Source organism: Shewanella sp. BJSY2023SW001 (genome assembly GCF_047314685.1).
GTDB lineage: Bacteria > Pseudomonadota > Gammaproteobacteria > Enterobacterales > Shewanellaceae > Shewanella > Shewanella indica.
Genome location: NZ_JBKORF010000011.1, coordinates 211,368 through 221,597, shown reverse-complemented (window position 1 = coordinate 221,597; position 10,230 = coordinate 211,368). Strand labels below are relative to the sequence as shown.

Annotated in this window: 7 protein-coding genes and 1 pseudogene; 4 read left to right on the top strand and 4 right to left on the bottom strand. The window is 53.6% G+C overall.

The genetic code is table 11. The features are described from left to right. Both ACMHXH_RS02740 and emrD read right to left on the bottom strand, forming a co-directional pair. Nucleotides 1–170: pseudogene (locus tag ACMHXH_RS02740) on the bottom strand (transposase); the annotation flags it as partial. Between the two features lie 14 nt (nt 171–184). Beyond that, nucleotides 185–1,405 carry a multidrug efflux MFS transporter EmrD gene (emrD, locus tag ACMHXH_RS02735; RefSeq protein WP_260852978.1) on the bottom strand — a complete coding sequence of 407 codons (1,221 nt, stop codon included), beginning with the start codon at nt 1,403–1,405 and terminating at the stop codon, nt 185–187. A 565-nt stretch (nt 1,406–1,970) separates the two neighbouring features. Between emrD and ACMHXH_RS02730 the strand changes: the two genes are divergently transcribed. The 4 genes from ACMHXH_RS02730 (at nt 1,971) to ACMHXH_RS02715 (ending at nt 8,737) form a co-directional block, all read left to right on the top strand. Next, nucleotides 1,971–2,765: a tRNA-uridine aminocarboxypropyltransferase gene (locus ACMHXH_RS02730; RefSeq protein ID WP_052247925.1), complete on the top strand. Its 795-nt coding sequence runs from the start codon at nt 1,971–1,973 to the stop codon at nt 2,763–2,765. 117 nt (nt 2,766–2,882) lie between these two features. Then, on the top strand, nt 2,883–4,145 hold the full coding sequence (locus ACMHXH_RS02725; RefSeq protein ID WP_083399774.1) for an efflux RND transporter periplasmic adaptor subunit: 1,263 nt from the start codon (nt 2,883–2,885) through the stop codon (nt 4,143–4,145). After that, complete coding sequence (locus ACMHXH_RS02720) at nt 4,146–7,286, top strand: efflux RND transporter permease subunit (protein ID WP_144361472.1); 3,141 nt, start codon at nt 4,146–4,148, stop codon at nt 7,284–7,286. Beyond that, nucleotides 7,283–8,737, top strand: coding sequence for an efflux transporter outer membrane subunit (locus tag ACMHXH_RS02715; protein WP_335912908.1), 1,455 nt, complete (start codon nt 7,283–7,285; stop codon nt 8,735–8,737). The genes ACMHXH_RS02720 and ACMHXH_RS02715 overlap by 4 nt, the downstream gene beginning before the upstream one ends. 19 nt (nt 8,738–8,756) lie before the next feature. Here the strand turns inward: ACMHXH_RS02715 and ACMHXH_RS02710 are convergent, their stop codons facing one another. Both ACMHXH_RS02710 and eco read right to left on the bottom strand, forming a co-directional pair. Further along, nucleotides 8,757–9,452 (bottom strand): tRNA/rRNA methyltransferase, encoded by a 696-nt coding sequence (locus ACMHXH_RS02710; protein WP_144361473.1) that lies wholly within the window; start codon nt 9,450–9,452, stop codon nt 8,757–8,759. Between the two features lie 136 nt (nt 9,453–9,588). Continuing rightward, complete coding sequence (gene eco, locus ACMHXH_RS02705; protein ID WP_144361474.1) at nt 9,589–10,134, bottom strand: serine protease inhibitor ecotin; 546 nt, start codon at nt 10,132–10,134, stop codon at nt 9,589–9,591. Nucleotides 10,135–10,230 lie beyond the last annotated feature (96 nt).

The following is a 10,230-nucleotide window of genomic DNA, read 5'->3' as shown; positions in this document are numbered from 1 at the left end:
GAGCGAGGTGGAATCGTTGGCTTCGCCTGCTTTCGTCGCAATAATTTATGACAAGCTTTGGTATCGTAAGCCCCGTCAGCGGAGACTTGTCTAAGTTTGCGTCTTAGGGGAGCCAGTAACGCTGGAAGTACTTCATTATCTGCTACAGTTTCAAGGCTTGTTTGCGCACTTGTTGTGGCAAAGTTTAGAGTGGATCTCCAGCCGTATGCACATCAATATCTGGATGGGTTCTGGCATAGTTGAGTGCCAACACCACCAGCAGCACCATAGAAGAAGTCAAAAGCCCTATGCTGAGTTGTCCCATCATGGGCACCAGCGACATTAACATGGCCGCAAGACCGGCGGCAAAGTTCTGCAGGCCACCGAGCAGGGCACCGGCAACTCCGGCTTGGCGCGGGAAGGGTTCAAGCGCTGCCGATGTCAGTGCCGGAAACAGTATGCCTGCCCCGGTAAAGAAGAGCACAGAGCCAATCAGTAGGCACCAGCCTATCACCAAAGTTGACAGGCCGGGCAGTAGTAAAAATAGCGCCCCGGCGCCCAGCAGAGCTACGCCGTGGTGAAACAGTTTATGCAGTGATGCCTGTCTGCCGGCATACCAGGCGCCCAAAAGATAACCCGGAATAGGGGCCACGAAATAGCAGCTGACCATCATGGGACTCATGGCCAACACCTGACCATAGAGAATACCGGCAATAGCCTCAAAGGCGGCAATCCCGGCGAAGGTAGCCACCAAAGACAGCAGATAACCGCGAAAGGCTCTGTGTTTGAGCACCAAGGCATAAGACTTGAGCACAGATTGCGGCTGGCGTTTTTCTTTGGGCAGGGATTCCTTGAATTTCAGCGCCAGGGTGATTACCACAAAGATCCCGAAAAAAGCCAGGAACCAATACACGGCATGCCAGCCATAATGCATACTCAACACCCCGCCAATAAAAGGAGCCAGCAGCGGTGAGAACACCACGGCCATGGACACGTAACTGTTGAAGCGCACCAGTTTTTCACCGAAGAAGAAATCTCTTGGAATAGAACGGCAAAGGGCGCCGGCACTGGCGGTGCCGCAGCCTTGAATGGCACTGGCAAGCAACAAGGTGTTAAAGCTCTCGGCGCAGGCGGCAATGATAGCGCCTACAACGAACAGACTGAGACCGATAAGCAGCAGCGGCTTACGGCCGAATCTGTCCGATACCGGGCCATAAACAAATTGCAGCAGGCCATAGGCCAACAGATAAGTGCCCATAATCGCCTGTAACTGACCGGCGCTGACACTGAATTGCTCACCCATCATAGGCAGAGCGGGCACAAAAATGGTTTGGGCTATCTGGCCGCAGGCGACCATCATCACCAGCATGATTAACAGGGGGCTCAAGGATACGCCGGAAACATTCTCATCAGGTACCACAGTCAATACTCCACAACCTTGATACAGAACTAAAAGATCGTTTGGGAAGATACGCAAAGACGAGTGCCGGATAGGGAGGCGCATCTTCCTGCTCGGGGTCTCCCCGAGACGGGCGCTATCATACTCGGCTATTTTGCAATTTCAATGACAGAAGTCGCTGTTAAACAAGAAAAAACTAGGGATGTTGATAACTTTTCATCCGGCACAATAGCGTGTAATTATTTTTTTACAGTTGTTGGGTTGATTCTTGGGCAAAGCCAACAGTAAGTCATCTCTGTAACCCGCGCACCTTCGCTTTTATTGGTTTTGAAGTCAGCAGTTGAATATTGGTGCGGAATAATATGTTTACAGTCTGCTTTGGTAAATTAATTTTTGGATCTCAAGCCTGTTACTCGTGTTATCGGCAAGCGGCCAGCGTTCCATCCTAGAAAGAGTGAGCTTAAAGCGCTTGCTGCAACCAGGATGCGGCAGTAAACTGCGCCGGCCATTAGATTCGGCTGTCACTGCCTCAACACCACTCCTAATCCAGTGGCACAAACTAGCTATTAAGTCATTGTCATTCGGGATATTCATGTCAATTCAACCTCACGCGGTTCACCGCTTGTATGAATACCGTCAGTCGCTGTCGACCAAACCTTATGCCTCAAGGGGCAAGAATCTTATTCGCTGCGGTCGCTGTCTGTTGGAGCAGAGCTTTTGTACTTGTGAGTACAGGCGACTGTTGCCTTCCAAAGCGGCGTTTGCGCTGGTTATGTATGATGCCGAGGTATTGAAACCCAGCAACAGTGGGCGTTTGATAGCCGACCTCATTCCGGATACCCATGCCTTTCTCTGGTCGCGAACTCAGCCGGACCCTCAACTCTTGGCCTTGCTGGAAAACCCGGATTATCAACCCTACCTGGTGTTTCCTGGGGAATATGCCTTACCTGGGCAAGAGGTGGTGACTGAGGCTTTGAGTGAGGTGCTCGCTAATCAGGGAGAGCCCGAGCAAGCCAAGCTGCCGCTGTTTATTGTGCTCGATGGCAGTTGGCGTGAGGCGGTGAAGATGTTTCGCAAGAGTAGTTATCTGCATCAATTACCTATGCTGTCATTCAGCGCTGAAACCTTGGCTCGCTATCAGCTTAGAAAGGGCAGCCGCGACTTTCAGATGGGCACCGCCGAAGTGGCGATATTAACTCTGCAATCTTTAGGGGAACAAGGCTGCGCCGAAGCCTTGGATACCTGGTTTAAGCTCTTTATCAGCAGCAGTTTGGCAACCCGCAGTCGCTTGGTAAAAAATAAGCCAGAACAAATTCAAATACTCAAACAGCAGTTTACCCGCCAGGTCGCCGATTTGTATTCCGAACAGATAACTTATCGTCCCTAACCAGGGATGATAATTGACAAGTAGCTTCAAGCACTTACACTGGGAAATAAAACAATCTGGCGCCAAACGCCGGGTTGTTGAGCCATCAGGACCGCCCATTGAATGTTGGAAGCTGCCATGTCCTTAGTTGTTACTGCACTAAAACCCGTGTTTGCCCGTAAGGGTTATTTCAATCACTCGATTGCTCCACTATTGCCACTGCTCATTGTCAGTGGTTTTTTATTGCTCGGTTGTGAACCTGAACCCGTGACCATCACCCCCAAACTGGTGGTGGTGGAAGAGGTTGAGCAGGCGACTGTGCCTGTTTACGGTAATTATGTCGGTATCACCAAAGCTTCGTTGGATGTGGAGGTCAGGGCCCGAGTCGATGGCTTTGTCGAGGAGCGACTCTTTACCGAGGGCAGCGCTGTCAATGCCGGCGATATCTTATACAAGATAGATAACAAGCCGTATAACGCAGTGGTTAACCGACTCAAGGCCAATGTTGAGTCACAGCAGGCGATACTGGAAAAGGCGCAGCGGGATGTGAAGCGTCTGAAACCTCTCTATGAACAGGATGCCGCCAGTCAGTTGGATTATGACAATGCGCTGTCGGCGTTGGCTCAGGCCAAGTCGGCTCTGGCCGCCGGCCACGCCGAGTTGGAAGAAGCGCTGCTGGAGCTTAGTTACACCGAGATAAAGGCGCCGATCGCAGGTTTAGTCAGTCGCTCCGAGGTGGATATCGGCGCCTTGGTCGGTAGCCAGGGGCAATCCTTGCTGACACGGGTGAAGCAGGTGAACCCCATTTATGTCAATTTCAATATGTCGGCGCTGGATTACCTCAATGCCAGACGTCGCATGACCAGTTACAACCAGCAACAGGAAGCCGAGACTGAAGGCAAGGCGGTAGAGGGGTTTGTACGTATCACCTTGCCGGACAACAGTGAATATCGCTATCTGGGTAACGTCAGTTTCACCGATCCTCAGGTTAACCCCAGTACAGGTACTTTTGAGGTGAGAGCGGTTTTGCCCAATCCGGACAAAGAGTTGCTGCCGGGTCAATACACCAATGTCAGGATCAAACTCAGTGAGATAGACAATGCCATAGTGATACCGCAGCGTTCGACCCAAGTGGATCAGGGCGGCGTTTATGTGATGGTGGTGATGCCGGACAATAAAGTTGAGCGGCGCTTTATCGTGATTGAGCATCAGGGGCCTGAGGGCGTGGTGGTCAAGAGTGGTCTCAACGCCGGTGAACGTGTGATAGTCGAAGGCATGCACCGTGTGCGTCATGGCCAACTGGCCGAGCCGCTTGATGCCAAAGAGTATCAGAAGCGTCTCGACGAGCAGGAAAAGCAGGAGGCACTGGAGCAGCAATCAAAAGAACAGGAGCGTAACTAGATGGCTCAGTTCTTTATTGGCCGACCCGTGTTCTCGGCCGTTATCAGTATTGTTATTGTGCTCTTGGGCTTGATAGCCATGTTCCAGCTGCCGGTGGATCAATATCCCTATATCACGCCGCCGCAGGTGAGTATCTCGGCTTCCTATCCGGGAGCCGCCTCCACAACCGCCGCAGAGTCAGTGGCAACACCGCTGGAGCAGGAGGTCAATGGTGTGCCCAATATGATCTATATGAGCTCCAAGAGCACCAATTCTGGCGGCACCAATGTCACCATCACTTTTGATGTAGGCACAAGCCCGGATCTGGCGGCAGTGGATGTGCAGAACGCGACTCAGCAGGCTCTGGGTAATTTGCCAATCAATGTGCAAACCGAAGGTGTTTCTGTCTCCAAGGATTCCTCGGTGGAGCTGCTCAAGCTGGCATTGACCTCCAAAGATCCTCGTTTCGATGAAATTTACCTCTCCAATTACGCCTCCATTAATATCGAATCGGCACTGAGACGGATCCCCGGCGTTGGTCGTACCCGGAATACCGGCTCCCGCAGTTATGCCATGCGGGTGTGGCTGCGCCCGGATGCCATGGCGGGTCATAGCCTGACCACGACAGATGTTACTGACGCCATCAAGGCACAAAACAAGGAAACCCCGGCCGGTACTGTGGGTACCCAACCCAATAGTGATGCCTTGAGCCAGACCTTGCCGATAACCGCCAGTGGGCGGCTGTCCAGTGTCAGGGAATTTGAAGAGATCATAGTTCGCGCCAATCCGGACGGATCCATCATTCGCCTGCGTGATATTGCCAGGGTGGAACTCGGCTCCTCGGCTTATACCTTGCAATCCCAACTCAATGGCCAGAATGCCACTATCTTGCAGGTGTATCTGTTGCCCGGTGCCAACGCCCTTGAGGTGACCCGTAAGGTCAAGGAAACCATGGCGGAGCTGGCGACCAAGTTTCCCAGCGGTATGGAATGGCAGGTGTTTTACGATGCTTCTGTGTTTATTGAAGAATCCATCGATGAGGTGGTGCAAACCCTGATCGAAGCCCTGGTGTTGGTGGTGCTGGTGGTATACCTGTTCTTGCAGAATTGGCGGGCGACCCTGATCCCGGCAATTGCGGTACCTGTCTCCCTGATTGGGACATTGGCCGCCATGCTGGCTTTCGGTTTTACCATTAATACCGTCAGCCTGCTGGCACTGGTTTTGGCCATTGGCATTGTGGTCGATGATGCGATTGTGGTGGTGGAAAACGTCGAGCGACTTATCAATGAAAAGGGCATGAGCCCGATGGCGGCCACCCGCAGCGCCATGAAAGAGTTATCCGGTGCCTTGATAGCAACCAGTTTGGTGCTGTGCGCCGTGTTTGTACCTGTGTCTTTTCTTGCCGGGATCACCGGCATTATGTACCGTGAATTTGCTGTCGCCATTGCCGTGGCGGTGCTGATCTCCACTGTGGTGGCATTGACCTTGAGCCCGGCACTTTGCGCCTTGCTGTTGCGGCCGGGCGATGCGGCCAACAGCGGTTTCTTCTTCTGGCTCAATAACCGTCTCTCCAAATTGACCGACAAATATGTGTCCCTGGTAGGCTTAGCCAACAAGCATGCGCGGCGCAGTTACCTGGTGTTTGGCGCCATGGTGGTGGCGGTTTGGTACATCATGAGCCATTTGCCATCGAGCTTTATGCCGGATGAGGATCAGGGCCGTTTCTTCATCGATATGACGCTGCCTGCCGGGGCGACGGTCAACCGCACCCAAGAGGTGCTCAAGATTGCCGAGCGCCATGTGCTGGCCCATCCGGCCGTCGCCTGGTCTTTTACCCTGGCCGGGGAAAACCGCCGCTCTGGGTCGAATCAAGCCAACGGCCAGTTTGAAGTGATCCTCAAACCCTGGGCCGAACGGGAACAAAATCAGGCCACAGTGCAGAAGGTAATGAAAGAGCTTAAATATCAGCTCAGCCAGGTATTGCAGGCTGAGTTCAACCTCTATCTGCCATCGGCCGTGCCCGGTCTGGGTAACGGCTCCGGGGTGGAGATGGTGCTGCAGGATACTTCGGGAACCAACTTCAAAGGATTGATGGAAACCAGCAACGAATTGGTGGAGCAGCTCAAGCAGCAACCTGAGGTTGCGGCAGCGGCCATGTCGCTGCAGGGATCCATTCCACAGCTGTACCTCTCGGTCAATGAAGCCAAGGCGATGGCTATCGGGGTAGATGTGGCCGATCTCTACAGTACCATCAAGACCTTTACCGATTCGGCCACGGTCAATGATTTCAATCTGTTTGGTCGGGTATACCGCGTCAGAGTACAGGCCGAAGACAGTTATCGTCAGTTTCCCCAGCAGATCAAAGATTATTATGTCCGGTCATCCAATGGTGCCATGGTGCCGATAGGGGTCTTGGCCGACTATGAATATACTGTGGGGCCCGCGGCTGTGACCCATTACAATCTGTTCTCCAGTGCGTCCATCAATGTCACTCCGGCGCCCGGGTATGCGACCGGTGATGTGATAAAAGCCATCGATAGGGTGGCTAAGCCCATGTTACCGCCCGAGTTCAAGTATGAATGGACAGGGCTCACCTTCCAGGAAGTGCGCTCGGCCAACCAGACCAGTATCGCCATTACGCTGGCCTTGGTGTTCGTGTTCCTGTTTTTGGCGGCGTTGTACGAGAGTTGGACCATTCCTGTCGCCGTGCTGCTTATTGCGCCCATTGCCATGCTGGGAGCCTCTTTGGCAACACTGCTCAGTGGTATGCAGAGTAATCTCTTCTTCCAGGTTGCCTTCATTGCCCTTATCGGGATGGCGGCCAAAAACTCGATTTTGATTGTCGAGTTCGCCAACCAACTGCACCGAGAGGGCCGTTCACGGCTGGAGGCGGCAATGGAAGCCGCCGCAATGCGCTTCAGGCCGATTTTGATGACCTCCATGGCCTTTATTCTCGGTGTCTTGCCGCTGGTTTTGTCCGCCGGACCCGGCTCTGTCAGTCGTCATTCTGTATCTATTCCCATCCTTGGCGGCATGGTGCTTGCTACCAGCATAGGGATTGTACTGGTGCCGCTGTTCTTTGTGACCACAGCCGCTTGGGTTCGCACCAAGGTTAAGGGTGACTCGGCAAGCCAAAAGTCGACCACGGAGGAAGGCGTATGAAGACAGGGGTATTAACCATGAGCCCGGTGAAACCGATTAAGCTACCGGTCCTTAGTAAACGCACTAGACCGGAACTGCTCGCCCTGACACTTTCCTTGGGCCTTTGGGGCTGCACTCTGGGACCGGATTATCAGCGCCCTGAGCTCAATATGCCGGCGCAGTTTGATAAGGCGCTGCCGCAAGTCGAGTCCGATGAAGCCGTTAAGGATGAGTGGCAGACGTTTTTCCTCAATCCCGAGTTGCAGGTACTTATTCGTCAGGCGCTGAATAACAATATCGACCTGGCGATGATGCAAAGCAGACTGCGAGCCGCCAGAGCCGAAGGGCGGGTGGTTGATGCGGCTCTGTGGCCCGAGCTTGGGCTTGAGTTTGAAGCCGAACGGGCACTAAGCAGCGCCATTACCAATAAAGATCCCAGTGCCGAGACAGATGTTAATCTCAAGGGGGTCGCTTCATGGGAGCTGGATGTTTGGGGCGCCAACCGCCGGGCCAGTGAGGCGGCACTGGCCAATACGCTGTCGCAGGCAGAGCTGCTTGAGGCATCCAAAATCAGCCTTATCAGTGATATCGCGACTGCCTTTTATCAGCTGACCGATATAGAGCAAAGACTTAAGATCTCTCGGGAAACGGCCGAGATCCGCGCCAAGGAACTGAAACTGGCTAAACTCAGGCGGGCCAACGGGATGATCTCGGGTCTTGATGTACACCAGGCTGAAGTGGAATATCAAACCGCCATGGTGACCTTGCCTCAGCTCGAATATGACAGCAAGGCCAAGCGCAATCAGTTGCTTATCTTACTTGGAGCTTACGATCACCCCTTGCCAGAGCTTCCCAAACTGGTGAGTAGCGAGTTTCCCGAGTCTCTGGCGGTTGGGGTGCCTTCACAGTTACTGTCGCGCCGCCCGGATGTTCGCGCCAGCGAGTTGGCCCTGGTAGCGGCCACGGCGGAGGTCGGGGTCGCCAAGAGTGCCTTTTTCCCCGGGTTTACCATTACCGCCGAATATGGCCGCGGATCCGATAGCCTGGATAACCTTTTCAGTTCCAAGGGACTCACCTGGTCGCTGCTCGGTGGGATCACGGCGCCGATTTTCAATGCCGGCAAGATAAGTGCCGAATATGAGATAGCCAACGAGGCGCAGCTGCAGGCCATGCTTGCTTATCGCAGCACGGTATTGAACGCCTATATGGAAGTGCGCAATGCGATGAATGATTATCAGAGAACGCAGCAGGCTCTGATAGAGCAACAACGCTTGCTTGATGCAGCCTCTGAATACGTGCGCCTGGCGCGGCTCAGATACCAGAACGGCGTCGCAACTTCGCTTGACTTGATGGATGCCCAGCGCCAACGTTTCAGCGCCGAGCTGTCGTTGAGCGAGTCAAAACGCGATAAGTTGCTGGCTATGATAGCCCTCTACCGCGCCCTGCGTGGCGGCGCACCGGCGAAGAGTTAATCCAGGGAACACAGTAGGTTCAATTGAGTTTCTTGAGGATATCGCCCAGCAGTTGGTGGGTCATTTTGGCGTCTCTGTCACTTAAGCGAGAGAGGCTTTCATTCAACCACAGGCTTAACTTGGCATCATCGGCGGCACCGACCCTCTCCAGCAAAGTGGCGGCCTTTTGTTTGAGGGCACTGAGTTGCGGCAACGGCGATTGAGCATCTTTCAGCCCCAGGCGGCCATCGGCACAGGTCAAAGCCTGACCCAGAGCGTAGGAGTAGACCATCACGGCTTGCGCCAGATTGAGGGAAGGGTATTCGGTGGCCAGTGGTACGTAGCTGAGTAAGTCACAAATCGCCAAGTCGGCGTTACTCAGGCCACTGGCCTCACAGCCAAAGACGATGGCGGCGTGTTGCACCTGTTCCTGCTGGATACTCAGTTGCTCGCCGAGTTCTGCCGGGCTTAAATAGTGTCTTGGGCTGCCACGTTCTCTTGCTGTGGTGGCCACCATAAGCTCAAACTCTTCTCTGAGCTCCTCCAGGCTGGCCACTTCACGGATGTTGGTTAGTATGTCCTCGGCGCCGCAGGCGACCCAGGCCGCTTCCTCTTCCAGATGAGCTTGGGAATTCACCACGATGAGTTCACTGAACCCTTGGGTCTTGATGGCGCGGGCTGCGGCGCCAACATTGGCGGCGCGAGCAGGGGAGACGAGTACAAAGCTGAGTTTCATCCGAAAAAAGGCTCTAAAGGAAAACTGCAGCGATTATAAGGTTCTGCAATCGAGAATAAAGCAAAAAAGCTGCAACCGGCCGGGAAAAGGTCTATTGCAGCTTTATTGGTTCAGTCAGAGAGGGTAAGTCGCCGCGTTACTTGGAATAGTTGAACACAGTGTCGGCGCGCCACACCCGGTAGCGCAGCTCGGCATTTTCAGGCAGATAGATAACCATAGGCAACTTGCTGTTATATCTCAGTTTGTATTCACCCGGAATGCGAACAAACTCCTGATGCTTGGCCTTATCGAAACAGGCCATCATGGTCGAGCGCCCCGGGCCAATTTCATCCAGCTCCCAATAGGTGTAACCCCAACCTTTGAGATCCATCTGCTTCAGCTCGCCCATCAGGCCGTGCTTGTTGCAGTCAACCATCTGGGTTTGGCCCACCTGAATTTCAACCATGTAGTCATCTTCGTTTTCCAATTGGGGCAGAGTCAGTATGTGTTGCACCATGCCTTCTTTGGGGGCGGGGAACATCTTGCTGCTATCCTGTGGCTCATAGTTGTCGGCATCAAATTGGTTTGCGGTAATCATGTTCTGGTTGTACCCCTGTGGATGCGGCGGGCTGACTGCCAAAACCTGGGCAGATAACAAAGCGGAAGCGATAAGTGCCAGTTTCAGTTTGCCGGACTTAAGCATAGGTTTTCTCCTTATGGGCCCGCTATGGGCGAAAATCAATTATTGGATTGGCGCTGTGTATGATTGCGCTTCTGTAGTGTTAAACGGCCAGCTGCT

Bases quoted from the DNA above. Each gene is read 5' to 3' on its own strand.
- ACMHXH_RS02730 (WP_052247925.1), top strand. From the start codon at position 1,971: ATGTCAATTCAACCTCACGCGGTTCACCGCTTGTATGAATACCGTCAG.
- ACMHXH_RS02725 (WP_083399774.1), top strand. From the start codon at position 2,883: ATGTCCTTAGTTGTTACTGCACTAAAACCCGTGTTTGCCCGTAAGGGT.
- ACMHXH_RS02720 (WP_144361472.1), top strand. From the start codon at position 4,146: ATGGCTCAGTTCTTTATTGGCCGACCCGTGTTCTCGGCCGTTATCAGT.
- ACMHXH_RS02715 (WP_335912908.1), top strand. From the start codon at position 7,283: ATGAAGACAGGGGTATTAACCATGAGCCCGGTGAAACCGATTAAGCTA.
- ACMHXH_RS02710 (WP_144361473.1), bottom strand. From the start codon at position 9,452: ATGAAACTCAGCTTTGTACTCGTCTCCCCTGCTCGCGCCGCCAATGTT.
- eco (WP_144361474.1), bottom strand. From the start codon at position 10,134: ATGCTTAAGTCCGGCAAACTGAAACTGGCACTTATCGCTTCCGCTTTG.